The sequence below is a fragment of the Actinoplanes sp. SE50/110 genome, from assembly GCF_900119315.1.
Classification (GTDB): Bacteria; Actinomycetota; Actinomycetes; order Mycobacteriales; family Micromonosporaceae; genus Actinoplanes.
This window is the reverse complement of sequence record NZ_LT827010.1, coordinates 8,634,442-8,661,083: the sequence shown is the minus strand read 5'-3', so window position 1 is coordinate 8,661,083 and position 26,642 is coordinate 8,634,442. Positions and strand designations below refer to the sequence as shown.

Here is a 26,642-nt window from a genome sequence, read left to right as displayed (position 1 = left end):
GGGCTCGCCACCGGAAGGCCGGCATGTCAACATCGTGCGCATGAGTCAGCTTCTGCTCTTCATTGTCGTAGCACTGGTCGTCGGGACGATCGTCTTCGGCGTGACCGTTCTGCTGAGCGGGGGCGACTCCGGGCTCACCGCGGTGGAGCCGGACGGGCAGTCGGTGCCGCTGCCCGGCGACCGCCCGCTCGGTGAGGACGACATCGCCGCGACCCGGTTCGACACCGCCTGGCGGGGGTACCGGATGGCGCAGGTCGATCAGGCGCTGCAGCGCGCGGCGTACGACATCGGCTACAAGAGCGAGCTGATCGGTGTGCTGGAGGCGGAAGTGACGGCGCTGCGCGAGGGCCGGCTGGACGACGCCGACTCGCTGCGTGCCGCCCGGGAGGCCGCGGTCGCCCCGGCCGGCGTGCCGGCCGAGCCGGCCGTGCCCGCCGAGACGCTGGCCGAGGCCGAGGCCGGGGACGCGGACGCCGAGCCGGCCACGAGCGACGAGGAGCCGGCGGAGAGCCGATGAGCAACGATCCTGCCCAGCCCGGGTCCGGGGAGGTCACCGCCACGGTGATCGTGAACGCCCCGGCGCCCAAGGTCTTCGCCGCGTTCCTGAACTGGGAGCGGCAGTCCGACTGGATCCCGTTCACCCGGGTCCGGGTGGCCGAGGGTGACGGTGGTGAGGGCAGCCTGGTCGAGGCGGTCACCGCGCTCGGCCCGGCGGTGCTGCTCGACGAGATCCGGGTGACCAAGGTCAACGCGCCGTACGAGGTGCGCGTGGTGCACTGCGGCAAGGTGCTGCGCGGCCCGGGCGCGATGCGCTGCACCGCGATGTCCGGCGACCGCACCCAGGTGGTCCTGCACGAGTGGTTCCAGCTGCCGCCCGGCTCGGTCGGCAAGCTGGCCTGGCCGGTGCTCTGGCCCGGCTCGAAACTCGGCTTCACCGGCGCGCTGAAGAAGTTCGCCCGCCTGGTCGAGCAGGGCCGGCTGCCGTGACCGGTGACCTGGTGATCGGCGACGACGCCAAGGCCCGCTGCTTCTGGGGCGGCAGCTCACCGGAGTACGCGGCGTACCACGACGACGAGTGGGGCAAGCCGGTCCGCGGCGACGACGCCCTGTTCGAGCGGCTCACCCTGGAGGCCTTCCAGTCCGGGCTGTCCTGGATCACCATCCTGCGCAAGCGCCCGGCGTTCCGGGCCGCCTTCGACGACTTCGCGATCGCCAAGGTCGCGGCGTACCGGGAGGCCGACGCCACCCGGCTGATGGCCGACCCGGGCATCGTCCGCAACCGGATGAAGGTGGACGCCGCGCTGCACAACGCGCGGGTCGCCGCCGAGCTGGCTCCCGGCGAGCTGACCGACCTGCTCTGGTCGTTCGCCCCGCCGGCCCGGACCCGCCCGTCGACCAGGGCGGACGTCCCGGCGACCACGCCGGAGTCGACGGCGATGGCCAAGGCGCTGAAGAAGCGCGGATTCAAGTTCGTCGGACCCACCACGGCGTACGCGTTGATGCAGGCCACCGGCATGGTTGACGACCACCTCACCGGCTGCTGGGTGCCCGTGCTTCGATAGGGGCATGGCGCAGTGGTCGGTGGTCCTTGATCCGGAGCAGTGGGCGACGGAACGCTTGTTCCAGCAGGACGTCGTGGTGGTGCGCGGCGCACCGGCCGGGCTCGCGGCCGGCGACGAGGCGCTGCTGCTCGCCGACGGCCACGTGGTCGCCGTGACCCGGGTGGAGAAAGCCGGGGAGTACGCCGCGCTCGCCTACCAGCGTCGGGCTTTCGACGAGCCGATCCCGGCCGCCGGGCTGGCCGCCGGCCCGCTCGCCGGGGCCGAGTTCCACCGTTTCGCGGCCCGGTTCGACCGGGCCCCGCGGAAGCGGAGCTGGCTGGTCAGCGTCGCGCTGCCGATCGAGGCGGCCACCCCGGCCGAGGCGGTCCGGCAGTACTGGTCGCACGTGTCCGACCTGGGCCCGCGGGAGCTGCCGACCTACGTCTGGCCGGCCGGGGACGAGCTGGCCATGCAGGCCTTCGTCCTCGGGGCCGAGGCGAACCAGGACCCCGAGGAAGAAGGCGAGGACTAGACGCGGGCCCTAGCGACCCTCGTACGCCGGCTTCTGCTTGTTGAGGAACGACTTGACCGCGTTGCGGTGGTCGGCGGTGGCCCCGCAGATCGCCTGGGCCTGTGCCTCGGCGGCGAGCGCGTCGGACAGCGTGCCGGCGTCGCCGATGGACAGCTCCCGCTTGATCGCGCCGTAGGCGACGGTCGGCCCGGCGGCCAGCCGCGCGGCCAGTTCCTGGGCGGCCGGCAGCACGTGCTCGTCATCCTCGGTCAGCCGGGACAGCAGGCCGATCTCGTACGCCCGCTGGGCCCGCACCGGCTCGGCCAGCAGCAGCAGCTCCACCGCCCGGGCGTGCCCGACGATCCGCGGCAGCGACCAGGAGATGCCGCTGTCCCCGGCCAGGGCGACGTTGGCGAACGCCATCAGGAACGACGTTTTCGGCCCGCCGATCCGGAAGTCGGCGAGCAGGGCCAGCGACGCGCCGGCCCCGGCGGCCATCCCGCGTACCGCGGCCACCACCGGCTTGGGCATGCTGGCCAGCCGCTGGGCGATCGGGTTGTAGTGCACCTGGACCGTGTTCAGGTCGGTGTGCCCCTGCTCCAGCAGGGTGGCGTGCTCGCGCAGGTCCTGCCCGCCACAGAAGGCGCCGCCGGCGCCGGCCAGGACGATCGCCCGGCAGGACCGGTCGGTCTCCAGCGCGGCCAGGGTGTCCCGCAGGGCCACCTTGAGGTCGACGGTGAAGGAGTTCATCGACTCGGGCCGGTTCAGGGTGAGGGTGACGACCGCGTCGGTGCGGTCGACCAGGAGCACGTCAGTCATTGGCCGAATCTACCTTTGTCGTGCAGGCAGCGTTCGACGTAACGGTCGGCGGCCGGACGCAGCCGGGCGGCGTGCTTGTCGAAGAAGAGCGCGGCCCGCACCCCCGGCCAGCCGGCCGGCAGCAGCGCGGCGGGCAGCTGCGGGTCCTGGAACAGAAACGAGCGCCAGGCGTGCACCAGGCGGAACCGGGCCGCGTACGCCTCCTCGTCCGGGCTGCGGCCGGTCACCGCCTTCACCACCGGACGCAGTTCGTCCTGGAACTCCCGGTAGGACCGGCCGATCCGGTCCAGGTCCCAGGCCCTGCCGACGATCCCGGCGGTACCCGGCGAGCCGGCCGTGTGCGCGGCGCTGAACCGGTCGTACGCCGCGCCCGCCTCGTCCAGCACCGCGTCCAGCTCGTCGGAGGCGCGCGGGGCGACCCAGACCTGGTCGCTGAGCGAGCCGTACCCCAGAAAGGCGAGTCGTTCCGCCTCCGGCCGTGCCAGCGGCGGGTCGTGCAGCATGATCAGATCGAACCGGCCGTCCCAGCCGCCGCGACCGGTTCGGTACACCCGGGCGGCCGCCTCGTCGAGCCGCCGCGCCGCCTTGGGGGTGAGCAGATAGCCCGGTCCCGCGGTCATCCGCAGTGGGTGCAGCCAGCCCTGGCGCACCATTCGCGACACGGCGGTGCGTACCGCCGGTGCCGCGATGCCCAGCGGGGCGAGCAGCCGCACCAGGGCGGCCACCGGGGCTCGCGAGCCCCGGGTGCGCAGGTAGTCGCCGTACAGGTCGAAGAGTGCGGACCGCGCCTGCATGACCGCACATTGTGACAGCCCGAAAGACGATATGCTAGACGCTGTCACATCCGCCCGGGCTGGGTTTGGGTTCGCCGGTGTTCATCAGGGAAAATGTTTGATCGGCACGGTGGGCCGCAACGCGTGAAGACGTGAAACGGCCTGTACGGCCGCCGGTCGGAAACGAGCACCGCGTCACGTGGGGCTGAGCACGTGACGCGCTGCTGGCATTCCAGGAGCAAGTGGCTGTGGGGTAACCCACCGACCCTGACGAAGGTCTGAGGGGAGACAAGATGGCGGCGATGAAGCCGCGGACGGGCGATGGTCCGCTGGAGGTCACCAAGGAGGGGCGTGGCATCGTCATGCGCGTCCCGCTGGAGGGTGGTGGCCGTCTCGTCGTGGAGATGACCCCGGACGAGGCCAGCGCGCTGGGTGACGCGTTGAAGTCGATCGCCGGCTGACGTTTCACGCGAGCCCGCCGGTACGGTACCGCCCGTACCGGCGGGCTTTCCACGTCTTACGGAAAGGTCATCCTCCCGTGTTCGCAATCGGGTTCACTGAAGCATTCGACCAGGAGCGCACCTGGGTGGTGCCGGCCGGACACGTGCCGCCGGGCGAGGTCGGCGACGAGATCGCCGCGCTCGCCGGGGTGCTGCCGGACGAGATCGTGGTGCTGCCCCGGCCGCTGCGTCGCCCGGCCCGGGTCCTGCTGGCCGGGGTCGGCGACGGCGACGAGGCGGGCTGGCGGGCCGCCGGCGCCGGGATCGTCCGGGCGCTCGGCGACGACGAGCCGGTCCAGATCCTGCTCCCGGACAACCTGCCCGCGGCCGCGCTCCGCGGCCTCGCCGAGGGCCTCTGGCTCGGCGGCTACCGCTACCGCGACGGGGTCAAGGCGCCGCGGTCCGGCGCCGTCGATCTGGTGGTCCAGAAGCCGACTGCGGCGTACGCCGCGGCTCTGGCCCAGGCGTCCGCCACCGCCACCGCGACCTGGCTGGCCCGCGACCTGACCAACACGCCGGCCTCGACCAAGAACCCGGAGTGGTTCGCCGACCAGATCGTCGCGCTCGCCGACGGCCGCCCCGGCCTGAGCGTGACCGTCCGGGCCGGCGACGACCTGGCCCGGTTCGGCGGCCTGCTGGCGGTCGGCGGCGGTTCGGTCTCGCCGCCCCGTTTCGTCGAGCTGTCCTGGGCCCCGGAGGGCGCCACCACCCACGTGGTCCTGGTCGGCAAGGGCATCACCTTCGACACCGGCGGCATCTCGATCAAGCCGCGCGACGGCATGAAGCTGATGAAGAAGGACATGGGCGGGGCGGCCGCGGTGCTCGCCGCCACGCTCGGCGCCGCCGAGCTGAACCTGCCGGTCCGGGTCACCGCGCTGGCCCCGCTCGCGGAGAACGCGGTCAGCGGATCGGCGTTCCGGCCCGGCGATGTGATCACCCACTACGACGGCTCGACCACGGAGAACACCAACTCCGACGCCGAGGGCCGGATCGTGCTGGCCGACGCGCTCAGCTACGCGGCCGACCGGCTCGACCCCGACCTGGTGCTCAACCTGGCCACCCTGACCGGGGCGAACGCGGTGGCCCTGGGCAAGCGCACGGCCGCCCTCTACAGCCCGGACGACGATCTGGCGGCGGCGCTCACCGCGGCCGGGGAGGCGGCCGGCGAGCGGATGTGGCGGCTGCCGCTGGCCGGCGAGTACACGGAGAACCTGCGCAGCGACATCGCCGACCGGATCAGCGCGCCGAGCGGGCCGGGCTCGGTGATGGCCGCGCTGTTCCTGCGCGACTTCTTCCCCCGGGTGCCGTGGGCGCACCTGGACATGTCCGCGCCGAGCTGGGCCGAGGCGCACGACGGCGAACTGACCAAGGGCGCCACCGGGTGGGGCGCCCGCACGCTGCTGCGGTACCTCTCAGCGCTTGACGGCGGTCAGTAACCCGGCGCCGGCGGAGATGACCGCGGGAATCCACTCCTCGGACTCGCGGACCACCTTCACCGTCTCCCGCACCATCAGGGTGTCCACGTCACGGGCGGCCGGGTCGTTGATCCGGCCGCCGGCGTGCACCCCGTTGACGATCAGCACCCCGCCCGGGCGCAGCAGCCGTAGCGCCGCCTCGGTGCACGCGGCGAACTCGGTGGTGTCCGCGTCGACGAAGATCAGGTCGTAGGCGCCGTCGGCGAGCCGGGGCAGCACGTCCAGCGACCGGCCGCTGATGATCCGGGTGCGTGACGGGGCGAAACCGGCCTCGGCGAACACCCGGCGGGCGATCCGCTGGTGCTCGTGCTCGACGTCGATGGTGGTGAGCACCCCGTCCGGGCGCATGCCGCGCAGCAGCCAGATGCCGCTCACCCCGGTGCCGGTGCCGATCTCGACCACCGCCTTGGCGTTGCCGGCCGCGGCCAGCAGGCGCAGCACCGAGCCGGCGCCCGGCGAGACGCAGGGCAGGCCCAGCTCGTTCGCCAGCGAGCGGGCGGTCTGCAGGATCGGGTCCTCGGTCGCGTAGGTCTCGGCGAACGGCACGGCGTGGCCCGATGGCTGGCCGAAGGAGCGGGCGGGACCGATGATGACGAACCTCCGTGCGGGGCGGGCGACGTGCCGGTGACCGATCGGAACCGCGCACATCGGATAAGAGAGTAGAGCGATGGATACCCGTGATGCACGGCGCTGTCGATGGATAAACCGGCCGGTCGGTGCTTCCCGGTCAGCACTGGACGCCGCGCCACCGGGAATCCGTGTCATTCTGGAGGCCGAGCCTGGCGAGCGATGAGTGGGAGGGTCCGACGTGACCGACGGCGGGAACTGGCACCGGCCGCCCCCCGGGCCCGGCTCGCCGTGGTGGAGCGACGCGCTGCACGATCCCTGGCGCGACCCGTATGCTCCGGCCGCCGTGGTGCTGCCGGCCCCGGCGCCCACCGGCGGTCCGGCCCTGGACCCGGTGCCCGACCCCGACGCGCCCCGCCGGTCGTACGCTCCGGTGCTGCTGATCTGCCTGCTCACCGCCCTGCTCGCGGGGGGTGTCGGCGGCACCCTCGGGTTCGTCTTCGCGGTCCGTGGCGGCTATGTGGGCGCCGGCGGCACCCGGCTCGGCGCGGCCGGCCAGCAGTCCCCGGTGAGCGCCGCGCGGGACCCGCAGTCACTCGCCGGCGTCGCCAAGAAACTCCAGCCGAGCGTCGTCACGGTGCACGTGACGGGTGCGATCGGCTCCGGGTTCGTGGTGTCCGCGGACGGTTACGTGATCACCAACGACCACGTGGTGGACGGCGCCGGCCCCACCATGTCGGTCTCCTTCAGCGACGGCTCCACCGCCGCGGCCAAGCTCGTCGGCCGCGACCCGGAGTCGGACATCGCGGTGATCAAGATCGCAAAAGGAAATCTGCCCGCGGTCCCGTTCGGCGACTCGGACGCGATCGCGGTGGGTGACCCGGTGCTCGCCTTCGGTTCGCCGCTCGCGCTGGAGAACACCGTGACCTACGGCATCGTCAGCGCGCTGGACCGGACCATCGAGGCCGGCGAGTCCGGCGGCACCACCCGCTACTACGCCGCCATCCAGACCGACGCCGCGGTCAACCAGGGCAACTCCGGCGGTCCGCTGGTCAACGCGGCCGGCCAGGTGATCGGCGTGAACTCGGTGATCCGTTCGGTCGGCGGGTCGGAAACCGAGGCCGGCAACATCGGCCTCGCCTTCGCCATCCCGATCAACCAGGCCAAACGGATCGCGCAGGACATCATCGACACCGGCAAGGCCCGGCGCACGGTGATCGGCGCCGAGGTGACCAGCGGCGGCACCGGCACCAGCGGCGCCAAGCTGCGTTCGGTCGAGCCGGCCGGCCCAGCCGCCGCGGCCGGTCTCAAGGCCGGTGACGTGATCACCAAGCTGGACGGGCGGCCGCTGCAGGACGGCACCGATCTGATCGCCCTGGTGCGCAAGCACGCCCCGGGCGCGGTAGTCGCCGTGGAGTACCGCCGCGGCTCGAAGACCGTGTCCGCCTCGGTCACCCTGTCGTCCTCGACCAACTGAAGGTCGGGGTGTCCGGGCACCGGCTTCGTGCGTACGCTTGCTCCCGGACGCCTGGAGGCCGCTCGTGTTCGAGAATCTGAACTGGTGGGAGATCGGCGCGCTGCTCATGCTCGCGCTGCTGATCTTCGGGGAACGCCTGCCCAAGGTGCTGGGGGACGGGCTGAAGATGCTGCGCGGGCTGCGGGCCATGGCGCAGAACGCCACCTCCGACCTGAGCAAGGAGCTGGGCACCGACATCCAGCTGGAGGACCTGCATCCGAAGGCGTTCATCCGCAAGCACCTGCTCAGCGAGGAGGACGAGCAGGCCCTGCGCAAGCCGCTGCAGAGCCTGTTCGACGACGTCAAGCAGGACCTGAACGGCGTCAAGACCGAGCTCAACGGGGTGAAGACGCACCTCAGCGAGACCGCGGCGGACATCCGGGGCGCGGCCTCGACCTCCCGGCAGACGACTGCGCCGGTCGAGGCTCCCCGACCGGCGCAGCGATACGACTTGGACGCGACGTAGGGCGTCAGCCCTTCTTGGCGTTCACCATCAGGCCCAGCGGCTTGCCGACCAGGGACTCGCGGCGGACGGCGAGCTTGTCGGCGACGGCGTCGAGGGCCTTGGCGGCCGGGGCCTCCGGGTCGGCCAGCACGATCGGGGTGCCGGCGTCACCGGCCTCCCGGACCCGGGTGTCCAGCGGGACCTGACCGAGCAACGGCACCCGCGCGCCGACCGTCTGGGTCAGCGACTCGGCCACGGTCTGGCCGCCACCGGCGCCGAAGACCTCCATCCGCGAGCCGTCCGGCAGCTCCAGCCACGACATGTTCTCCACGACGCCGACCAGGCGCTGGTGGGTCTGCAGCGCGATCGCGCCGGCCCGCTCGGCCACCTCGGCGGCCGCCATCTGCGGGGTGGTGACCACCAGGATCTCCGCGTTCGGCAGGAGCTGGGCCAGCGAGATGGCCACGTCACCGGTGCCTGGCGGCAGGTCGAGCAGCAGCACGTCCAGGTCGCCCCAGTAGACGTCGGCCAGGAACTGCTGCAGCGCGCGGTGCAGCATCGGGCCACGCCAGACCACCGCGGCGTTGCCGGCGGTGAACATGCCGATCGAGATCACCTTCACGCCGTGCGACTGCGGCGGCATGATCATGTCCTCGACCCGGGTGGGCCGGCTCTCCACGCCCAGCATCCGCGGCACCGAGTGGCCGTAGATGTCCGCGTCGACGACGCCGACCGACAGGCCCCGCTTGGCGAGTGCGGCGGCCAGGTTCACCGTGACGCTCGACTTGCCGACCCCGCCCTTGCCGCTGGCCACGGCGTACACCCTGGTGCGGGAGCCGGGCTGGGCGAACGGGATCTCCGGCTCGGCGGCTCCGCCACCACGCAGCGTGGTCTGGAGAGCCTTGCGTTGCTCCTCGTTCATCACGCCGAAGTTGATCTCGGCGCCGGTGATGCCGGGGACCTTCGTGACCGCGGCGGTGATGTCGGCGTTCAGCTTGTCCCGCAGGGGACAGCCGGCGACGGTGAGCAGCAGGTCGACCTTGACCAGGCCGTCCTGCACGGTGAAGCCCTGAACCATGCCGAGGTCGGTGATCGGGCGGCGGATCTCGGGGTCGTCCACGGTCGCCAGCGCGGCCTGGATCGCGTCCTCGAGGGTGGGAGCGGGAGCGGACATGCCGCCAATGCTACGTCGCAGCCCAGGTCAGGTCAGGGGTGGTCTTCCTCCCACTCGATACGCGCCCGCTTCTCCCGGCGCAGCGCGGCGTCGTCCAGTTCGGCGGCCAGCCGGGCCAGCTCGGACCGGATGAAGTCGCGGGTGGCCACGTCCCCCAGGGCGATCCGCAGCGAGGCGATCTCCCGGGTCAGGTACTCGGTGTCGGCCTTCTGCAGCTGCGCGCGGCGTCGATCCTCGTCCATGGCGATCCGGTCCCGGTCCGCCTGCCGGTTCTGCGCGAGCAGGATCAGCGGCGCGGCGTACGACGCCTGCAGCGACAGCACCAGGGTGAGGAAGCCGAACGGGTACGGATCGAACTTCCATATCGGCATCAGCCGGTTCCACAGGAACCAGGCGCCGATCACCACGGTCATGTAGACGATGAACTTCGCCGTGCCCATGTACCGCGCGATGCTCTCCGACCAGCGGCCGAACGCCTCCGGGTCGAACTTGGGGAGCTGCACCCGGCCCGGCTCGCGAGGCTGATCCAGGCGGTCCCGGCGGGGCTCGCTCACAGCGGCTCCTCGTCCTCGTGGGCGTCCCGGTCACGCCAGTCCCGCGGCAGCGAATGGTCCAGCACGTCGTCGACGGTGACCGCGCCGACCAGCCGGTGCGTTCCGTCCACCACCGGCATCGCGACCAGGTCGTACGTCGCCATCCGCCGGGTGATCTCGGCCAGCCCGATGTCCGGCCGCAACGGCTCGATCCCGCTGTCCACCAGCCCACCCACGATCGACGACGGCGGCTCCCGCAGCAGCCGCTGGAAGTGCACCATGCCCAGATACTTCCCGGTGGGAGTGGCGCTCGGCGCCCGCGCGACGAACACCTGCGCGGCCACCACCGGGGACAGGTCCGGCTCGCGGATCCGGGCCAGCGCCTCGGCGACCGTCGCGTCCGGCGTCATGATCACCGGCTCGGAGGTCATCACGCTGCCCGCGGTGCCCGGCCGGTAGCTCATCAGCTGCCGGACCGGGGCGGCCTCCTCCGGCTCCATCAGGTCGAGCAGCACCGCCTGCTCCGCCTTGGGCAACTCGGCCAGCAGATCGGCGGCGTCGTCCGGATCCATCCGCTCCAGCACGTCGGCGGCCCGTTCCCGGTCCAGCCGGGCCAGGATCTCCACCTGGTCGTGCTCGGGCAGCTCCTCCAGCACGTCGGCGAGCTTGCGGTCGCTCAGTGCCGCGGCCACCTCGTTGCGCCGCGCGTCCGGCAGATCCTGCAACGCGTTCGCCATGTCGGCCGGGCGCATCTGGTCGAGCAGCGCCAGCAGGTTCGACGTGCCCTGGGTGTCGGTGGGGCCGACCAGGCCGCGGACCCGGTCGTACTCCACCTGGTAGACGTGCCCGCGCCGGGCCAGCCGCCCGGTGTGCTCACGGACCGCGACCCGGGTGATCACCCACTCGGTGTTCCGGTTCAGGTCCATGCCGATGTCCACCACGGTGCCCTGATGCTCCTCGGCGCCCTGCTGCTCGGGGGCCACGAACACCCGACGGTCCAGCAGGTCCTCCAGGGCCAGCAGCTCGTTCGGCCGTTTCTCGAAGCGGCGCAGGTTGAGCGAGCCGGTGCCGAGTGCGACCGCCTCGGCGTCCATGCTGGTGATCCGCCCGATCGGCAGGAAGATCCGGCGGCGCAGCGCCATCTCCGCGACCAGGCCGACCACCTGCGGCGGGCGGTTCGTGGTGCGCAACCGGACCACGGCGTCGCGGACCCGGCCCACCCGGTCGCCGTTGGGGTCGAACACCGGCAGGCCGGCAAGCCGGGCCAGATAAACCCTCGTCCCCATGGTCACCGCCCCAGATTAGGTTAGGGTCCGGACATGTCCACCGTGGCCTACGAGATCGTCGACGTGTTCACCGACCGGCCGTTCTCCGGCAATCCGCTCGCGGTGGTGTCCGGCGCGGACCATCTCGCCACCGATCAGTTGCAGACCCTGGCCCGCGAGTTCAACCTATCCGAGACCACGTTCGTGCTGCCCCCGACGTCCGCCGAGGCGACCTACCGGGTACGGATCTTCACCACCGACGAGGAACTGCCGTTCGCCGGCCACCCCAGCGTGGGCACCGCGGTGACGCTCATGCGCCAGGGCCACTTCGGACCGGGACGGGTGGTGCAGGAGTGCGGGGCGGGGTTGCTGCCGATCGAGGTGACCGCCGCGGGCGCGGCCACCCTGACCGGGGCCGCACCCCGGCTCGGCGTGCCGGTGCCGGTCGAGGCGCTGTTGGAGATCAGCGGCCTGACGGCCGAGGACCATGCCTGCTCCGGATCCGCCGTCGCCCGCGAGGCGGGCTGCGGACTCGATTGGACCTTCTTGCCGGTACGCCGTTCCGCCCTCGCCCGGGTGGTCATCGACGCCCGGGCGGCCGCCCGGCACGGGGTGACCGACCTGGGCATCTTCGCCTGGGATCCGGAGTCCGCCACCGCCCACGCCCGGATGTTCGTCGCCGGCTCGACCGTCTGGGAGGACGCGGCGACCGGATCGGCGGCGCTCGGCCTCGGGGTGTGGCTGGTCGGTGCCGGCTGGCTGCCGGCGGACGGGCTGTCGACGTACCACGTCAGTCAGGGCTCTGAAATGAAACGCCCGTCGCGGCTGGACTGCACGGTGACCGCCGTGGGCGGCGCCGCGACCTCGGCGACGGTGACCGGCCACGTCGTCCCGGTCGCCACCGGCCGGATCGCTGTCCCGCCCTTCATCGGTTGATCCTCAGCGCTTGACCACCCGGTGCAGCCGGAACGGTTTACGGGTGGGCACCCGGGCCGGCGTCTCCCGCGGCGCGGCCGCCCCGGACGCGTCGGGAAGCCCCGGAGCGGACACCAGCCCACCCTCGACCGGGGTGATCAACAGCAGCGCGCAGCCCGCCGCCCAGCGCGCGGTCACCTCGTCGGCGGTGCCCGCGGCGTTCAGCCGTTTGCCGGCCAGCTGCGGCGCGATCTCCGACCAGCGCTCGCCGGCCGGATCGAGCCGGGTCACCGTGGCCTCGGTGGTGACGATCAGGCCACCGTGGTCGCCGCGCAGCCGGACCGTGGCCCGGGTCGCCTCGGCCAGCCCGTCGGCGTGCTGCTCGCCGGGGCCGGTGATCACCGCGAGCGACGACTCCACCGGCATGCACCAGAGCGCGAAGGCCGGGCCGTCACCCACCGAGATCCAGGCCACGGCCGCTTTCTTGATCGCCTCGTCGAGCACACCGTTCACCCCGGTCATGCTAGTCAGACCAGGGCCGGGGTGCGGTCCAGGAGCGCCACGACTTCGCTGAGCGACCGCACGGTGCGGCCGGCGAAGGTCGTGTCGGCGTCGAAGACCAGGTGGTCGGCCAGGTCGTGAGCGGCCAGCCGGACCGGGGTCATGCCGACCGCGGCGGCGCCGGTCAGCTCCTGGCTACCGCCGTCCCCGACATAGAGGCAGTCCCGCGGCTCGACGTCCAGCTCCCGGCAGGCGGCCAGGTAGATCCGCGGATCCGGCTTGCAGACACCCTGCTCGACGGAGAAGATCTGGGCGTCCAGCAACGGCGCCACCGGCAGCCCGGGCAGGAAGGCGGGAAGCTCGTGGGTGCAGTCGCTGATCAGCGCCGTGCGCACGCCGCGGCGGCGGATCTCGGTGAGCGCGCTGACCGCGTCCGGCCGCAACCGGGTGTCGGCGCGCAGCGCGTCCACCCGGGCTGGCATCGCCGCCCGGATCGCGGCCGGACCGGGCCGGCCGCCGGCCTGCTCGATCACCCAGCGCAGGGTGGCCTCCGCGGACCCGTACCGGCCACAGGCCCGGGCCCGGAACGTCCGGTTCAGCACACCCAGCACCGCCTCGGGATCGGCGCCGAGCGCCCGGGCGATGTCGGCGTGCTGTGGACCACGCTGAACCGAGCGGGTCAAGGTGCCGAAGAAGTCAAACACCACCGCACGGTAAGCGGGCATCGAAATCGGCCTCCCAGGCATCGAGGGGTGGAAATGGGCGCAGAGCCGTCGGTGACTGTAGCGATTCCGTCACTGTCCGCCAACCGACAGTGGCAAACGTCCCTGCTCGGGCATGCAAGAAGCGACGGCCGGTGATGAATATGCGCTCATCAGGGCATCCGATCTCCGCGCTTACGGGATTGGCGCTGGCCGTAGCGGTGTGCGCGGTCTCCTCGTCGGCCCCGCTGATCGCCTTCGCGGCGGCGTCCGCGCCCGCGCTGGCGGTCGCCTTCTGGCGCAACGGGCTCGCCTCGGTCGCGCTGAGCCCGATCGCGCTCGGCCCGCGCCGCGCCGAAGTGCACGACGCGGTCCGCGGCCGCCGCCGCCGGGCCGGCCTGTTCTGTGTGCTCGCCGGGGTGGCGCTGGCCGCGCACTTCGGCACCTGGATGCCGAGCGTGCAACTCGGCACGGTGGCCACCTCGACCGCACTGGTCGCCACCCAGCCGGTCTGGCAGGGCCTCATCGCCGCCTGGCAGGGCCACCGACCGACGGCCGCCGGATGGGCCGGTATCGCCCTGGCGGTGGCCGGCGCGGCCTGGGCCACCGGGGCCGACGTCGGCGTCTCCGGCCGGGCCGTCCTCGCCGACGGCCTGGCGGTCCTCGGCGCGATCTTCGCGGCCGTGTACACCGCCCTCGGCGAACAGGCCCGCGCGGCGCTGAGCACCACGACGTACACCTGGATCTGTTACGGCGTCTGCGCCCTGATCCTGCTGGTCGTCTGCCTGGCCGGCGGGGTGCCACTGACCGGTTACACCCCACGGGCGTGGGCGGCGATCCTGGCCCTGGTCGCCGGGGCGCAGCTACTCGGGCATTCGATGTTCAACTATGCGCTGCAGCACACGTCGGCGACGACGGTGAGCGTGCTGGTCCTGCTCGAAGTGCCCGGTGCGGCCCTGCTCGCCTGGCTCTGGCTCGGGCAGGTGCCACGCAGCGGGGCGCTGCCCGGCCTCGGCCTGCTGGTGGCCGGCGTCGCGGTCGTCATCCTGGGCGCCGCCCGGGCTTCGCGCCGCGGTCCCGTCACCCCGGCCCTCGCCGACGAATCCACCCTCACCTGACCGCCCGCGCCACCCCACCACCGGGCCGGGCCATCGGTGACCGCACCACCGCGCCGCCGCGCCGCCGCGCCACCGCACCGCCGCGCCGCCGCACCGCGCCACGGCGACCCCATCACCACGTCACGCCGCCGCACCACCGCGTCACCGCACCATCGCACCGCCGCACCGCGCCACGGCGACCCCATCACCACGTCACGCCACCGGTCCACCTCGCCATCCGGTTTCCCCTGGAGCGGGGCTCGTCGAGCCCTGGGCTCCTGGGCGACCCGTGGGCCCGGCAGGCGGCTGAGCGGGCGGGGCCTACGGCGTACTCCGTCCAGTTGTGTTTTGCCCGAAGCGGCCGAGGAGTGGCGGGTGGACCGGGAGCGTCATCTACAACGGCCGAATTTCCAGAAATGTCGTCGTATGTAGGCTTTCGGCCGTCACCGGGGCTATCGGGTGGTTCGTTGCGTTGAGGAGCCGTCTTGTGCGTCGCCGGGGTGGCGCGGCGGCAGTGGGCACGGTAATGAGAAGGGATGCGATGCATCGGGTGCGGCTCGGCCGGCTACTCCTCGCCGGGGTGCTCATGATCGGCGGCTGCGGTGAGTATGAGACCGCTGACCAGCCGGAACAGATCGGGGCAACCGGCGAGTGGCGGACGCCGGGATGCGAGTTCAGCCGGGAACCGGAGTTCTCCGAACGCGGCGGGCTGCGGATGCCGCTGACCCCGGCGCCGCTGCGTGACGCGATGGAACGCATCGAGCAGGCCGGCCGGCACCGCTTCCCGGACAGCTTCGCCGGCCTGGAGGTCGACCAGTACCGGGTGCGCGCGATCGTCTACCGGGTGCCGCGGCTCTCCACCGAATTCGACGACTTCATCCGCCAGACCGCGGCGAACACCTGCATCGTGGTCCGGGACGCCGCGCACGCCGTCGCCGAGTTGACCACCTGGCACGACCGGGTCGCCGCCGACCTCGCCTTCTGGCAGGTGCGCGGGGTGCGGATCGTGACGATCGGCAGCCGGCACGACGGCGCCGGCGTGGAGGTCGGCGTCCGGGAGGTGGCGAAAGCGCGGGCCGACATGCCGGCCTACTACGGCGCCGACGCTCCGTTGATCTTCGTGGAGCAGGGGCCGGCGACACCGTTCACCGACGGGTGGGTGGTTCTGCCGGAACACGACGACTGAGTCCCCGGCGTGTCGGAAAATCGGTTACGGGAGTCCGGGCACGCAGGTCGCGCCTGGACGACCGGGACGCCACGGGGACCCGGATGTTTGCCCCGGGTTCCCGGAGCAGGCAGGATCGCCGCATGGTCTTCGACGCCCGCTCCACCGGCGGAACCCCTACGCGGCGTGACGCCACCCGACCGGCCGACGGCCGGCCACCCCGGTCCGGTGTGCCCGGCACAGACCCGGACCGGCCGGTCGAGATCACGCCCGAGGTGGTCGAGGCGGAGTTCGAGGAAGCGAGCGCGGAGGCTGCGGTGACACTGCGTCTGGACGGGAAGGTCGCGCTGGTCACCGGCGCGGGCAGCCCCGACGGTATCGGCTACGCGACCGCCCGCCGGCTGCGTGACCTCGGCGCCCGGGTGGCGATCGTGTCCACCACGCGGCGCATCCACGAACGGGCCACCGAACTCGGCATCACCGGATTCGTCGCCGACCTCACCGACGAATCCGAGGTCGGCGCCCTCGCCGACGCCATCACCGACCAACTCGGCGACGTCGAGGTGCTGGTCAACAACGCCGGCCTCGCGTCCCGGGCCAGCCCCGAGGTCCTCCGCCCGGTCGCCCAGCTCACCCTCGACGAGTGGAAGGCGGAAATCGACCGCAACCTGAGTACGGCGTTCCTCTGCAGCCGTGCCTTCGTCAGCGGCATGGCCGAACGGGGCTGGGGCCGCATCGTCAACCTGGCCGCCACCGCCGGCCCGGTCAACGCCCTGCCCACCGAGGCCGCGTACGCCGCCGCGAAAGCCGGGGTGGTCGGCCTGACCCGTGCCCTGGCCATGGAGCTGGTCGCCGACGGCGTCAACGTGAACTGCGTGGCCCCGGGCACGATCTACACCGCGGCATCGACGGTCACCGAGATCAAGCAGGGTCTGGGCACCCCGATCGGCCGCCCCGGAACACCGGACGAGGTGGCGGCGGCGGTGGCTTTCCTCTGCTCCCCGGCGGCTTCGTACATCACCGGCCAGATGCTGGTGGTCGACGGCGGAAACAGCGTCCGCGAGGCCCAGTTCCGCTGACCATCCCGGCCCGCGTGGCCGTGCCGGCTCCGGCTCGCACGGCCCCGCGGCCCGGTGGCTTCCAGCGGTCTGTCGACTCGACAGCGGTCCGCACGCTCCCACGGCGTGCGAGTGTTGCCAGCGGTCTGCCCGCCAAGAGCGTGGTCCACCCGCTCCCTGAAGCCCATCGTCGCCGTTTGTGCTCGGGCCGGGACCGCCTCAGTTGATGCTCGGGCCGGGACCGCCTCAGTTGATGCTCGGGCCGGGGCCGCCGCAGTTGATGCTCAAAGCCGGGGCCGCCGCAGTTGATGCTCAAAGCCGGGGCCGCCGCAGTTCATGCTCGGGCCGAGATTGTCATAGATGCCCGCGCCGGGACGTTCGCCGTTGATGCCCGGGCCGGGATAAGCAGGCGATCCCGGCGTGACCAGGTACTGGTTCGGGTCGACCCGGCGGCTGTCAGGTGAGCTTGCTGAGGTTGCCGACGGCGCGTTCGACGGCGAGGCAGCGGTCTTCGACGTAGTCGATGCCGGCGTCCGTGGCGATCTGCCGCGCTTCCGCCGAGACGATGCCACTCTGCAGCCAGACAGCCGGCGCCCCGATGGCCACCGCTTGGCGCACCACGTCGACGGCATCTCGCGCCGGCCGGAAGATGTCGACCAGGTCGACCGGTTCCTCCAGGTCGGCCAGCGTCGGCACGGTCCTGATCCCGAACACCTCGTCGACGAACGGGTTCACCGGGATGATCCGCCAGCCGTACCGCAGCATCTGCAACGGCACCGTGTGCGCCGGCTTGAAGGAATCACGCGAGGCGCCGACCACCGCGATCACGTTCGCGTCCGCCAGGATCTGCTGAGCACTACGCATGCCCCGACTTTAGCCACGCCCACTCCTTCACCCGGTATGGCTTACGGCACCCGCTCATGACCGACCCCGTCCCGGTGGCGCGTTGCCCTGTGTCTGTCAGCGCGGGCGCCCGCCGGCCCGGTGGCGCGCGGCGCTGCCTTGTGCCCGCGAGCGCGATAGCCCGCCGGCCAAGACACGCCGGCCCAAGACGGGGCGGAGCTGAATGGCGTGGTGCTACGCGTCGCGATGGCCCAGGCGCGGCAGGGCTGTCGGCACGTGTTGCCCGAGCGCCTCACAGCCCGCGATGGCCCGGCGCCCTGACGCCGCCATGACCCAGGCAAGGTGGGCTGGCGGCGCGCATACAACTGGCGCCTGGCGGCCCGGCGGCCTCCCGCAGCCCGCAACTCGGCGGCCTCTCAGGGCCCCCGGCCCCGGCCCCCGGCCCGTCGGCCTCCCGCAGCTCGCAACTCGGCGGCCTCTCAGGGCCCGGGGGTCTCCCCGGGCCCGGAGACCGGGGTGGCTCAGAGGAGCGTGAGCTGGTCGGATTTCGGCGTGGAAGGCACCTCCTCCGAGGTGGGCAGCGTGCGGAACTGACCCGGAGTCGGGCGGTGCAGACCGTGGCGGCGGGCGGCCATGCGGACTCGAGCGGTCAGCTCGTCCTGGTAGGAGCGCGGGGAGTAGGCGCCGTTGGCGAACAGCGAGCGGTGGCGGGGGATCAGGTGGGGGTGTTCGCGGGCGATCCAGGAGGCGTACCACTCGCGGGCGCCGGGACGGAGGTGCAGTGGGATCGGGGTGACCGAGGTGGCGCCGGCGGCGGCGATGGCGGCGACGGTCGCGTCGATGGACTCCTCGGTGTCGGTGAGGCCGGGGAGGATCGGGGCCAGCAGGACGCCGACCGGGAAGCCGGCGTCGGTCAGGCGGCGGACCGCGTCGAGGCGGCGCTGCGGGCTGGGGGTGCCGGGCTCGGCGGAGCGCCAGATCCGCTCGTCGACGAAGCCGACCGAGAAGGCCAGACCGACCTGGGTCACCTCGGCGGCCTGGCGGAGCAGATCGAGGTCGCGCAGGATCAGCGTGCCCTTGGTCAGGATGGAGAACGGGTTGGCGTGGTCGCGCAGCGCGGCCAGGATCTGCGGCATCAACCGGTAGCGGCCCTCGGCGCGCTGGTAGACGTCGACGTTCGTGCCCATCGCGATCGGGGCGCCGGACCAGCCTGGCTCGGCGAGCTCGCGGCGGATCAGCTCGCCGGCGTTCACCTTCACCACGACGCGGGTGTCGAAGTCGTGGCCCGGGTCCATGTCGAGATACCGGTGGGTGCCGCGGGCGAAGCAGTTGTGGCTGACCACGCCGTCGGCGATGAAGTCGCCGGTGCCGGTGGAGATGTCGAGCAGCGGCAGGGTGAGGCCGAGGTCCTCGATGTCGGCGACGGCGAGCCGGCGGTCGGCGCGGACCCCGACCCCGGAGGCGTCCAGCGGGGCGTCGAGGGCGCCGGTGAGGTGCCGGAAGCGCAGCGCCGCCCACAGGTCGCGGCCGGTCTCGACGCGTCCGGGGCGGTCGGCGCGGCAGCGGACCGGGGTGCGGCTGGTCAGGCCCAGGTGGGTCAGTGCCTCGGTGACCCAGCGCAGGTAGATGCGGTCGGTGCTCTCGAAGCTGAGGGCCAGCCGCTCGGCCCGGCCGACCGCACCGAAGGCGCCGCCCAGGAAGCCCCGATACCACTCGCCGGACGGCAGCTCGGGCCACCGCAGCGCGTCGGGGAGGGAGACGTCGTCGAGATAGCCGTCGGCGCGGATCCAGGCGTCACCCTCGCGGGCGGCCCGGCTGGCGGCGTCGCCGCGGAGCAGGCCGCAGAGATAGCCGGCCTGATAGTCGGGGGACTCCTTGGGCGGCTCGGCGAAGTGGCCGACCCCGCACATCAGGTCACCGATCGCGAGCGCCGGCTGGTGCGGCTCGGCGGGGCTGACGTGGCGCCAGCCGCGGTCGGTGAGGAAGCGGTGATCGCCGCTGGAGACCAGCCGGGTGCCGTCGGTCAGGGTGACGCGGAACGCGGGCTTGCTGGTGGCCCAGTGGTCGAGCACGGTGGTCGGCACGTAACGCCGGTGCGGGCCGGCGCCCATCGTGCCCATCACCGGGTCGCCGGGGCGGATCTCGGCGAGACGGCGGGTGGACCCGTCGGCCAGCAGGATCGGGGTGTCGCCGGCCAGGCAGTAGGTGCACGCGTGGGAGCAGCCCCGATACGGGTTGACGGTCCACTGGAACGGCACCTGCGAGGCCCCGGGCACCCGGTTGATCAGCGACTTGGCGCGGATCTCGTAGAACGTCATGCCGGCGAACCCGGGAGTGTCGAAGGTGCGCACGGTCGCACCGGGCAGCGCCAGCGGCAGGGGTGAAGCCGCGGGCGCTGCCCTGTCCGGGAGCGAGTCGTCGCCGGCGCCGGCCGACAGGTGGGACCATCGCATGGCGGTTATTCGAACACACGTACGAGATCATGTCCACCGCTTCCGGCGACTGTGGACACGTACGGCGTACCCGGACCGGAAAAGCGAAAGGCCCGCGGACCGGTTACGGTCCGCGGGCCTTGAAACTCGCTGATCAGCTCGCCGCGCGGGCGGGCTCCCCGGTGCTCTGCGCCTTCGGCTCGTGGGCCTTCTTGTGGGCCGCGACCTGCTCGCGCACCTCGTCCATGTCGAGCTGCTCGACCTTCTCGATCAGGCTCTCCAGGGCCGACTCGGGGAGCGCGCCGGGCTGGGCGAACACCACGATGCCGTCGCGGACCGCCATGATCGTCGGGATCGACCGGATGTCGAACTTGGCGGCGAGCTCCTGCTCGGCCTCGGTGTCGACCTTGCCGAAGGTGATCTCCGGGTGCTTCTCCGAGGACCGCTCGTAGGTCGGCGCGAAGCGCACGCAGGGCCCGCACCAGCTGGCCCAGAAGTCGACCAGGACGATGCCGTCCGAGCTGGTGACCTCGTCGAAGTTCGCTGTGGTCAGCGCAACCGTCGCCATTGATGCCTCCGTCTGCGGGAATCGCTTTCGTCGGGTGGAACTCCTGGCACCCTTTCACCATTCCCGCTGGGCGCGCCGTGACACGTGTCCTACGGCACCTTCGCCAGCGGGATGGCCCGGCGACCTCGGAGCAGTTAACGTAACTGATAGTAGGCGCACGGTGTCAGTTTGCCGACACCATCGGGGCGGGAAATCTGCCCATGATCACGCCTTGTGGTCCCTTTGCCCTGCCTGAGCATTCGTTATGGGAACGCGACCAACCGGCAAAAGGAACTGTAAATAAAGTTAAATGTGAGCTGCGTCACATCCGAAAGTCCTTCACATGGATACGGACGGTAAGGCAAACTCTTTCCCAACAGAGCGTGGGCGGCGGGTGCCGGGGAGGGCCCCGCCGCTCATTGCGTCTTCTGAAAGTTTCCCGGTGTCCAGTCCCGGGACATCCCCGGACCACCGGATGAGTAGCCTAACGCCCCATGACTGCGGGCGAGGACCAATCCACCGAGGTCGGCGTCGGCCCCTGGCCCGGTGATCGGCCCGACGGCGCGCACTACGACCCCGAACTGCTGGAGCACGGCGACCGGCGCAACGTGGTGGATCGCTACCGGTACTGGACCCGCGAGGCGGTGATCGCCGATCTGGACACCCGCCGCCACGACTTCCACATCGCGATCGAGAACTGGCAGCACGACCTGAACATCGGCACCGTGGTCCGCAATGCCAACGCCTTCCTCGCCGCCGAGGTGCACATCGTCGGCCTGCGCAAGTGGAACCGGCGTGGCGCCATGGTCACTGACCGTTACCAGCATGTCCGGCACCATCCGACGATCGAGGATTTCGTGGGCTGGGCGACCGCCGCCGGTCTGCCGGTGATCGGCATCGACAACCTGCCCGGATCGCGCCCGATGGAGACCGTCACCCTGCCGCGCCGCTGCGTGCTGCTGTTCGGGCAGGAGGGGCCGGGTCTCTCCGACGTCGCGCGTCACGCCTGTACGCAGTTGTTCTCGATCGCGCAGTACGGCTCCACCAGGTCGATCAACGCGGGTGTGGCCAGTGGGATCGCGATGCACGCGTGGATCCGGGCGCACGCCGGCCCACCGCCCGCCTGAGTCCGCCGTGTTCTGCCGATCCGCTTGACGGCGGCTCTCCGGACCCGCACGGTAGGGAGTGTGGGTGTCACGGTGAGTTGCCCCAGATGTGCTGATCAGGTCCGGAAGCCGGATCTGATGCACAGTAACTGGCGTTGCGACAACTGTGGCGACGTTCCGCCGTTCCATGTCGCCGAGCACATCAGTGCGGAGATCGTCGGAACGGTGCTGCGGGAGTCGGCGTCGGGCGCCGAGCGGATGCCGCTCTGGGGCCCCTGGCCACTGCCCGCCGGGTGGACGGTCACCGGGGTGGGCTGGGCCGGCGACGACCGTTCCGGGGTGCGCGCCACCGCGCTCGCCTGCAGTGGGCCGGAGCCGCTCGGCGGCGGGCCGGCCGATCTGGTCTTCATCGCCGAGCAGCCGGGGGTGGGCCTGGGCACCCGGTTCGCCGGCATCCCCGGCATCGATCCCGGTTACCTGCTCTCCGAGACGCTCTCCGACTGCGGGGTCAACGGCGGTCCACACGCGAAGATCAAGGTCGGCGGGCACCCGACTCCACTATGGTGTGTCAAGTCACCGGAGGATCGAAGCGCGTACGTGAGTGAGGCCAAGGGAATCTGGCTCTATGCGGTAGCGTGGCCCGCAAGCGCGGGCTATCTCCTCGCGGAGCACGTCGTCCTGCACGATCTCTCCGACGGGGTGCCAGCCGAGCTGGTGTTCGGAGCGCCCTCGCCGTACCTGCACGGTCGTGTCTGACCGGCTATCGGCTTTCTGGGCACTTTGTTCACACGAAGCAACGGAGCTGATACCGTCAGTACTGCCGCGGCGTTGTTGGTCACCCGCACCAGAGGAGAAGGATCGCCATGATCAAGAAGGTGCTCACCTGGCTTGGTATTGCGTTCTTGATCTTCTTCATCGCATTCAACCCGAGATCGGCGGCCGCGGTCTTCGAGTCACTCGGGGGCACGATCGCGGACATCGCACGAGGCTTCGGCACGTTCTTCACCGACCTCGTCGCATAGCATCTCTCTATGGATCCTGGTGAGCCGCGCGACCCACGGGGCGAGGGCGCCCAGCGCCCTCCGGACGACGACGACGCCTTCAGGTATCGGGACCCCGCCTTCGAGGACACCGATCCCGGTCAGACGCGTGCCGAGACCTATCCGGACGACGAGCGCTTCGCTCATCAGGCGCGGCGTGCCGACGAGTACGACGATCCCGATCAGTACGAGGCGCCGGTCTTCACCGAGGAGGAGCTGGAAGGCCTCGACCGTGGCGGCGGCCCGCGGCGCTTCCTCCCCCTGGAGGACGAACCGACCACACTGGTCGCCCGCTATCTGTTCCCGACCGAGCGTTACCGCGGTGAGTGGAAGCGGCACTGGATCCACCTGTCCCTGCCGCTGAGCGTCGGTGCCGGTGCCACCCTGCTGCTGGGTTATCTGGCCGGCTTCCTGACCCGGCAGAACGTGGACGGCATGGTCACCGTCGCGGTGCTGATCTGGCTCGGCGTGATCAGCTGGGTGGCGTGGAAGGTCTTCGACTGGTATTTCGACCGCTTCATCCTGACCAACAAACGGGTGATGGTGGTCAACGGCATCGTCACCCGCAAGGTGGCGATGATGCCGCTGCTGCGGGTCACCGACATGAAATATGAACAATCTGCCCTCGGCCGGATGCTGAGCTACGGCACGTTCGTGCTCGAGTCGGCCGGTCAGGATCAGGCGCTGCGCGAGGTCAAGCACCTGCCCAACCCCAACGAGCTGTACCTGCGGGTGGTCGAGGAGATGTACGAGCCGCAGGCGGTCGAGGCGCGGCTGGGCAAGGACGATGAGGGAGACGACGCCTGAGCATCCGGATCGATCTGCACTGCCACTCCACCGCCAGCGACGGCACCCTGACCCCGGCCGAGCTGGTCCGGGCGGGTGCCGAGGCCGGTCTGGACGTGATGGCGATCACCGACCACGACACCACCGGGGGCTGGGCCGAGGCGGCCGCAGCCCGGCCGGACGGGTTGCGGCTGGTCCGTGGCGCCGAGCTGTCCTGCCGCTGGCACGGGGTGCAGCCGGGGATCTCACTGCATCTGCTGGCCTATCTGTTCGATCCGGACGATCCGGCGCTGACCGCCGGCATGCTCCGGATGCGCGCCGACCGGGAGCAGCGGGCCGAGCAGATCGTGGACCTGCTGCGCGCCGACGGGGTGCCGATCACCTGGGCCGAGGTGCACGGGTACGCGGCGGGTGGCTCGGTGGGTCGTCCGCACATCGCGCAGGCACTGATCAGAGCCGGTCTGGTGGACACGACGACGGAGGCGTTCGCGTCGGCCTGGCTGGGCGCGCGGTACTTCGTACCCAAATTGGATCTTGATGTTTTTGAGGCTGTTGAAGCGGTGCGAGCAGCCGGTGGGGTAGCGGTCTTCGCGCATCCGCGGGCGACCAAGCGGGGCCGGGTGGTGCCGGACGAGTTGATCGTCGCGCTGGCCGACGCGGGCCTTTTCGGACTTGAGGCCGACCATGAGGATCACTCGCCCGAGGAGCGCGAGCAGATCAGGGCGCTGGCGGATCGGCTCGGGCTGGTCGTCACCGGAAGTTCCGATTTTCACGGTACGCACAAGACGGTGCGCCTGGGAGCCTTCCAGACCGCGGTGGAGGTGTACGACAAGATCGCCGCCGCCGCCACCGGAGTTCCCGTTCTCGGGTGACGATCGCCGCACCAGCCTGCGCGAAACAGTGCCGCAACCTACCTTGATCGGGTGAATGTCAAGCTGTTCGGCGAGTTCTACGTGACCCTGCTGGTGATCGTCGATCCGCCCGGCATGGTCCCGGTCTTCCTGGCGCTGACCGGCGCCCTGCCCGCGAAGGCCCGCAACCGGGCCGGCACCCATGCGGTGCTGCTCGCGCTCGGTGTGATCGTCGGGTTCGCAGTTGCCGGGCAGACCCTGCTGGACTACCTGCACGTGCGGCTGCCAGCCCTGCAGGCGGCCGGTGGCCTGCTGCTCGTGCTGGTCGCGTTGCAGCTGCTCACCGGCAAGACCGACGAGCCTGAGGAGCAGGCCGGCACCAGCAACGTGGCGCTGGTCCCGCTCGGTACGCCGCTACTGGCCGGGCCGGGCGCGATCGTGGCCACCATGCTGTTCGTGCAGCGGTACAAGAGCCTCGACGGATACCTGATCCTGGGCGCCGCGATCCTGGCCGTGATGGCCACCGTGTGGCTGGTGCTGCGCTTCTCCGGGCTGATCGTGCGGCTGCTGCGCCCGGCCGGGATCGAGGTGCTCACCCGGATCGCCGGTCTGCTGCTCGCGGCGATCGCGGTGCAGCTCATCGCGGACGCGATCTTCGCCTTCGTGCAGTTGTACGCGCCGCGCCTCTGACGATTCCTGTCGGAGGGTGCTGGCAGGATTGTCCCGTGCCCCCCACCAGGAATCGCGCCGCCGTCCCCGAGCAGCTCGGCTTCGCCGGCATGCCCGAGCGCCTGTTCGTCTGCACCCCGAGCAAGCTCGGGGCATACCTCGACTGCCCACGACGATATCGATATTCGTACGTCGATCGCCCCTCGCCGCCCAAGGGACCGCCCTGGGCGCACAACTCGCTGGGCGCCAGCGTGCACACCGCGCTGAAGAACTGGTATGCCCTGCCCGCCGAGCGCCGCGAGCCGGACGTCCTGCCCACCCTGCTGAAAAGCACCTGGGTCCGGGAGGGCTACCGGGACACCGAGCTGGAGCGCGCCGCGTACCGCAAGGCGCTGACCTGGCTGGAGAGCTACGTCGCCACCCTGGACCCGGAGGACGAGCCGCTCGGCGTCGAGCGGGTGGTCGCCGCCAAAACCGCGGTGCTCGCGCTGAACGGGCGGGCCGACCGGATCGACGCCCGGGCCGGTGAGCAGGGGCCGGAGGCGGTGATCGTCGACTACAAGACCGGGCGCACCGGGCTGGACGCCGACGACGCGCGCGGATCCCAGGCCCTGGCGCTGTACGCGTATGCGGCGCAACGGGTCTTCCGCCGCCCCTGCTACCGGGTGGAGCTGCACCACCTGCCGACCGGGACGATCGCCGCGCACGAGCACACCGACGAGTCGCTGGCCCGGCAGGTCCGGCGGGCCGAGGAGACCGCGCAGGACATCATGACCGCGGAGAAGGCGGTGGCCGCCGGGGCCGATCCGGACGAGGTGTTCCCGACCAACCCCGGGTCACTCTGCGGGTGGTGCGACTTCCGCAAGGTGTGCCCGGCCGGGGCGCAGGTGGCGGCCAAGGAGCCGTGGGCCGCCGTCGAGCACCTGGGCGCCGCCTAGCCGACGCGTTGCAGGGCGGCCCGCTGGGCGGGGGAGATCCGGTATTCGTCCGGGAGCACCGCCAGCACTCCGGCGAGCAGGGTGCGCAGGCCGCGGGCGGACAGGCCGGCGGCCAGGTCGGTGACCGGCCAGCCGGGCGCGCCGTACAACCTGCGCGCCCAGGGTGGGAGCAGGCCGATCGCCGTGCTCGCCAGGCTCAGATAGGCCCAGCGGGTCGGGCCGAGGGTGAGGCCGAGCCGCACCGCCCGGTTGCCCCAGCTGTCCGGGATCGGCGGGACGGTCAGAAGCATCGCGGCCTCCGCGCCATCCCTGGTCAGGCCCAGTTCCGGGCGGATCGCCGCATAGAAGTCGGCGACCTCGGCGGCGGTGCCCGGCACGGTCGCCGGGTCCAGGCCGACCAGCGCGGCGGCCCGCAACTGCTCGGTGTAGTACGCGTCGATCTCGTCCGGGGTGAGCCGCACCCCGGCCCGCAGCGCGGTGGTCAGGAACGACTCGACCTCGGCCACGTGCACCCAGCGCAACAGATCCGGATCATCGATCCGGAACGACTCGCCGGTACGCGGGTCGACCCCGCGCATCCCGGCATGCAACCGTCGCAGCCGGGCGCTCGCCTCGGTCACCTCGGCCGTGCTGCCGTAGATCACCGTGGCGACGTAACCGGACGTGCGGATCAGGCGGCCCCACATGTCCGTGCGGTAGCCGGAGTTCTGGGCGACGCCGGCCACCGCGCGCGGGTGCAGCGCCTGCATGTAGAGCGAGCGCAGCCCGCCCAGCATCAGGATCGGCTCCCGATGCAGTTTCCAGGTGACCGAATCAGGTCCGAAAAGTCCCATATCGCCGGGTGTCCGGTCATCACGGTCACCGGGTACCCGGG

The 26,642-nt window shown here is 71.7% G+C and carries 31 protein-coding genes; 19 read left to right on the top strand and 12 right to left on the bottom strand.

Annotated elements, in window-relative coordinates; genetic code table 11:
* The first annotated feature begins 40 nt into the window (after positions 1-40).
* Genes ACSP50_RS38715 through ACSP50_RS38700 form a run of 4 tightly spaced genes read left to right on the top strand, consistent with a single transcriptional unit; the run spans position 41 to position 2,073 of the window.
* Positions 41-517, top strand: coding sequence for a DivIVA domain-containing protein (locus tag ACSP50_RS38715; protein WP_014694788.1), 477 nt, complete (start codon positions 41-43; stop codon positions 515-517).
* Positions 514-987: an SRPBCC family protein gene (locus ACSP50_RS38710; RefSeq protein WP_014694787.1), complete on the top strand. Its 474-nt coding sequence runs from the start codon at positions 514-516 to the stop codon at positions 985-987. The genes ACSP50_RS38715 and ACSP50_RS38710 overlap by 4 nt, the downstream gene beginning before the upstream one ends.
* Positions 984-1,562, top strand: coding sequence for a DNA-3-methyladenine glycosylase I (locus tag ACSP50_RS38705; protein WP_014694786.1), 579 nt, complete (start codon positions 984-986; stop codon positions 1,560-1,562). The genes ACSP50_RS38710 and ACSP50_RS38705 overlap by 4 nt, the downstream gene beginning before the upstream one ends.
* 4 nt (positions 1,563-1,566) lie before the next feature.
* On the top strand, positions 1,567-2,073 hold the full coding sequence (locus ACSP50_RS38700) for a hypothetical protein (RefSeq protein WP_014694785.1): 507 nt from the start codon (positions 1,567-1,569) through the stop codon (positions 2,071-2,073).
* A gap of 9 nt (positions 2,074-2,082) precedes the next feature.
* Here the strand turns inward: ACSP50_RS38700 and ACSP50_RS38695 are convergent, their stop codons facing one another.
* Both ACSP50_RS38695 and ACSP50_RS38690 read right to left on the bottom strand, forming a co-directional pair.
* Entirely contained in the window at positions 2,083-2,871 is a 789-nt protein-coding gene (locus ACSP50_RS38695) for an enoyl-CoA hydratase-related protein (protein ID WP_014694784.1), read from the bottom strand.
* Positions 2,868-3,665 (bottom strand): PaaX family transcriptional regulator C-terminal domain-containing protein, encoded by a 798-nt coding sequence (locus ACSP50_RS38690; RefSeq protein ID WP_014694783.1) that lies wholly within the window; start codon positions 3,663-3,665, stop codon positions 2,868-2,870. The genes ACSP50_RS38695 and ACSP50_RS38690 overlap by 4 nt, the downstream gene beginning before the upstream one ends.
* Positions 3,666-3,937: 272 nt before the next feature.
* On the opposite strand from ACSP50_RS38690, the gene ACSP50_RS38685 reads away from it, so the two are divergent.
* Positions 3,938-4,105, top strand: a complete 168-nt coding sequence (locus ACSP50_RS38685) for a DUF3117 domain-containing protein (RefSeq protein ID WP_014694782.1) — start codon at positions 3,938-3,940, stop codon at positions 4,103-4,105.
* 77 nt (positions 4,106-4,182) lie between these two features.
* Entirely contained in the window at positions 4,183-5,580 is a 1,398-nt protein-coding gene (locus ACSP50_RS38680; protein WP_014694781.1) for a M17 family metallopeptidase, read from the top strand.
* Here the strand turns inward: ACSP50_RS38680 and ACSP50_RS38675 are convergent.
* Positions 5,557-6,267, bottom strand: coding sequence for an O-methyltransferase (locus ACSP50_RS38675; protein ID WP_014694780.1), 711 nt, complete (start codon positions 6,265-6,267; stop codon positions 5,557-5,559). The two genes, ACSP50_RS38680 and ACSP50_RS38675, sit on opposite strands and share 24 nt — an antisense overlap.
* A gap of 160 nt (positions 6,268-6,427) precedes the next feature.
* Here ACSP50_RS38675 and ACSP50_RS38670 point away from each other — a divergent pair, with 160 nt between their 5' ends.
* Both ACSP50_RS38670 and ACSP50_RS38665 read left to right on the top strand, forming a co-directional pair.
* Positions 6,428-7,663 (top strand): S1C family serine protease, encoded by a 1,236-nt coding sequence (locus ACSP50_RS38670; RefSeq protein ID WP_014694779.1) that lies wholly within the window; start codon positions 6,428-6,430, stop codon positions 7,661-7,663.
* Positions 7,664-7,727: 64 nt separating this feature from the next.
* Positions 7,728-8,168 carry a Sec-independent protein translocase TatB gene (locus tag ACSP50_RS38665; RefSeq protein WP_014694778.1) on the top strand — a complete coding sequence of 147 codons (441 nt, stop codon included), beginning with the start codon at positions 7,728-7,730 and terminating at the stop codon, positions 8,166-8,168.
* Positions 8,169-8,172: 4 nt separating this feature from the next.
* On the opposite strand, the gene ACSP50_RS38660 is transcribed toward ACSP50_RS38665, so the two are convergent.
* Genes ACSP50_RS38660 through ACSP50_RS38650 form a run of 3 tightly spaced genes read right to left on the bottom strand, consistent with a single transcriptional unit; the run spans position 8,173 to position 11,146 of the window.
* Complete coding sequence (locus tag ACSP50_RS38660) at positions 8,173-9,321, bottom strand: Mrp/NBP35 family ATP-binding protein (protein ID WP_014694777.1); 1,149 nt, start codon at positions 9,319-9,321, stop codon at positions 8,173-8,175.
* A gap of 32 nt (positions 9,322-9,353) precedes the next feature.
* Entirely contained in the window at positions 9,354-9,875 is a 522-nt protein-coding gene (locus ACSP50_RS38655; RefSeq protein ID WP_014694776.1) for a DUF1003 domain-containing protein, read from the bottom strand.
* A complete protein-coding gene (locus ACSP50_RS38650) occupies positions 9,872-11,146 on the bottom strand; it encodes a magnesium transporter MgtE N-terminal domain-containing protein (protein ID WP_043513036.1) in 1,275 nt (424 codons plus the stop codon). The genes ACSP50_RS38655 and ACSP50_RS38650 overlap by 4 nt, the downstream gene beginning before the upstream one ends.
* A gap of 27 nt (positions 11,147-11,173) precedes the next feature.
* Here ACSP50_RS38650 and ACSP50_RS38645 point away from each other — a divergent pair, with 27 nt between their 5' ends.
* Complete coding sequence (locus tag ACSP50_RS38645) at positions 11,174-12,055, top strand: PhzF family phenazine biosynthesis protein (RefSeq protein WP_014694774.1); 882 nt, start codon at positions 11,174-11,176, stop codon at positions 12,053-12,055.
* Between the two features lie 3 nt (positions 12,056-12,058).
* Here ACSP50_RS38645 and ACSP50_RS38640 read toward each other — a convergent pair whose 3' ends face one another.
* Together ACSP50_RS38640 and ACSP50_RS38635 are read right to left on the bottom strand one after the other, a co-directional pair.
* Positions 12,059-12,556, bottom strand: a complete 498-nt coding sequence (locus ACSP50_RS38640; RefSeq protein WP_014694773.1) for a hypothetical protein — start codon at positions 12,554-12,556, stop codon at positions 12,059-12,061.
* Between the two features lie 5 nt (positions 12,557-12,561).
* Positions 12,562-13,260, bottom strand: a complete 699-nt coding sequence (locus ACSP50_RS38635) for an HAD family hydrolase (protein WP_014694772.1) — start codon at positions 13,258-13,260, stop codon at positions 12,562-12,564.
* 134 nt (positions 13,261-13,394) lie between these two features.
* On the opposite strand from ACSP50_RS38635, the gene ACSP50_RS38630 reads away from it, so the two are divergent.
* The 3 genes from ACSP50_RS38630 (at position 13,395) to ACSP50_RS38620 (ending at position 16,577) form a co-directional block, all read left to right on the top strand.
* Entirely contained in the window at positions 13,395-14,354 is a 960-nt protein-coding gene (locus ACSP50_RS38630) for a DMT family transporter (RefSeq protein WP_369809701.1), read from the top strand.
* A gap of 520 nt (positions 14,355-14,874) precedes the next feature.
* Positions 14,875-15,519, top strand: a complete 645-nt coding sequence (locus ACSP50_RS38625; RefSeq protein WP_014694770.1) for a hypothetical protein — start codon at positions 14,875-14,877, stop codon at positions 15,517-15,519.
* A gap of 122 nt (positions 15,520-15,641) precedes the next feature.
* Positions 15,642-16,577, top strand: coding sequence for an SDR family NAD(P)-dependent oxidoreductase (locus ACSP50_RS38620; protein ID WP_014694769.1), 936 nt, complete (start codon positions 15,642-15,644; stop codon positions 16,575-16,577).
* 435 nt (positions 16,578-17,012) lie between these two features.
* On the opposite strand, the gene ACSP50_RS38615 is transcribed toward ACSP50_RS38620, so the two are convergent.
* The 3 genes from ACSP50_RS38615 to trxA all read right to left on the bottom strand — a co-directional run bounded on the left by ACSP50_RS38615 (position 17,013) and on the right by trxA (position 20,399).
* The gene (locus ACSP50_RS38615) at positions 17,013-17,420 is read right to left on the bottom strand and encodes a CoA-binding protein (protein WP_014694768.1); all 408 of its coding nucleotides are present in this window, start codon (positions 17,418-17,420) and stop codon (positions 17,013-17,015) included.
* A gap of 500 nt (positions 17,421-17,920) precedes the next feature.
* The gene (locus ACSP50_RS38610; RefSeq protein WP_014694767.1) at positions 17,921-19,852 is read right to left on the bottom strand and encodes an intein-containing Rv2578c family radical SAM protein; all 1,932 of its coding nucleotides are present in this window, start codon (positions 19,850-19,852) and stop codon (positions 17,921-17,923) included.
* A gap of 133 nt (positions 19,853-19,985) precedes the next feature.
* Complete coding sequence (gene trxA / locus ACSP50_RS38605) at positions 19,986-20,399, bottom strand: thioredoxin (RefSeq protein ID WP_014694766.1); 414 nt, start codon at positions 20,397-20,399, stop codon at positions 19,986-19,988.
* 473 nt (positions 20,400-20,872) lie between these two features.
* On the opposite strand from trxA, the gene ACSP50_RS38600 reads away from it, so the two are divergent.
* The 7 genes from ACSP50_RS38600 (at position 20,873) to ACSP50_RS38575 (ending at position 25,768) form a co-directional block, all read left to right on the top strand.
* Complete coding sequence (locus ACSP50_RS38600; protein WP_014694765.1) at positions 20,873-21,505, top strand: RNA methyltransferase; 633 nt, start codon at positions 20,873-20,875, stop codon at positions 21,503-21,505.
* 117 nt (positions 21,506-21,622) lie between these two features.
* Complete coding sequence (locus ACSP50_RS38595) at positions 21,623-22,240, top strand: DUF6758 family protein (protein WP_014694764.1); 618 nt, start codon at positions 21,623-21,625, stop codon at positions 22,238-22,240.
* A 107-nt stretch (positions 22,241-22,347) separates the two neighbouring features.
* On the top strand, positions 22,348-22,506 hold the full coding sequence (locus tag ACSP50_RS43265; protein ID WP_014447648.1) for a hypothetical protein: 159 nt from the start codon (positions 22,348-22,350) through the stop codon (positions 22,504-22,506).
* Between the two features lie 9 nt (positions 22,507-22,515).
* Positions 22,516-23,331, top strand: a complete 816-nt coding sequence (locus tag ACSP50_RS38590) for a PH domain-containing protein (RefSeq protein ID WP_014694763.1) — start codon at positions 22,516-22,518, stop codon at positions 23,329-23,331.
* Positions 23,328-24,182 carry a PHP domain-containing protein gene (locus tag ACSP50_RS38585; RefSeq protein WP_043513032.1) on the top strand — a complete coding sequence of 285 codons (855 nt, stop codon included), beginning with the start codon at positions 23,328-23,330 and terminating at the stop codon, positions 24,180-24,182. The genes ACSP50_RS38590 and ACSP50_RS38585 overlap by 4 nt, the downstream gene beginning before the upstream one ends.
* Positions 24,183-24,233: 51 nt before the next feature.
* The gene (locus tag ACSP50_RS38580) at positions 24,234-24,851 is read left to right on the top strand and encodes a MarC family protein (protein WP_014694761.1); all 618 of its coding nucleotides are present in this window, start codon (positions 24,234-24,236) and stop codon (positions 24,849-24,851) included.
* 89 nt (positions 24,852-24,940) lie between these two features.
* Entirely contained in the window at positions 24,941-25,768 is an 828-nt protein-coding gene (locus tag ACSP50_RS38575; RefSeq protein ID WP_080128283.1) for a PD-(D/E)XK nuclease family protein, read from the top strand.
* Here ACSP50_RS38575 and ACSP50_RS38570 read toward each other — a convergent pair.
* Positions 25,765-26,601: an oxygenase MpaB family protein gene (locus ACSP50_RS38570; RefSeq protein WP_043513030.1), complete on the bottom strand. Its 837-nt coding sequence runs from the start codon at positions 26,599-26,601 to the stop codon at positions 25,765-25,767. The genes ACSP50_RS38575 and ACSP50_RS38570 overlap by 4 nt on opposite strands.
* Positions 26,602-26,642 lie beyond the last annotated feature (41 nt).